Below are 327 nucleotides of genomic sequence, written 5' to 3'. Positions count from 1 at the left end.
TATGTTCATACCGAGGATAAGCCGGTGCGGGATGCGGCCGAACTGGTGGCGAATCGGCGGCTGGCCATTACTGGGGCATCCCGTTCTATGGAGGCGACAGCATGACAAGGAAGACGCCTACGGCAGCGGGGAAACGCGCCGCCTTACCGACTGGCTATGCCGGCATCCACGGCGGCATTGTGGAGCTGCTGGATGCGGCGCGCCAGGCAGCGGCGCGCAGTGTCAATGCGCTGATGACGGCCAGCTATTGGGAGATTGGCCGCCGGATCGTGGAGGCCGAGCAGAAAGGCAGGCGGCGGGCCGGTTACGGCGAGCAGTTGATGGCTC

1 protein-coding gene is annotated in these 327 nt (G+C 65.1%); it reads left to right on the top strand.

Annotated elements, in window-relative coordinates:
* Positions 1 to 101 precede the first annotated feature (101 nt).
* Positions 102 to 327: DUF1016 N-terminal domain-containing protein (locus tag QWI17_RS08870; RefSeq protein WP_302722160.1), on the top strand; the 226-nt coding region annotated here is incomplete at its 3' end.

It is taken from the genome of Gilvimarinus gilvus (genome assembly GCF_030518155.1).
In the GTDB taxonomy this organism is placed as follows: Bacteria; Pseudomonadota; Gammaproteobacteria; order Pseudomonadales; family Cellvibrionaceae; genus Gilvimarinus; species Gilvimarinus gilvus.
Note: the sequence above shows the minus strand (reverse complement) of the source record. Positions and strands in the feature narration are given on the sequence as shown.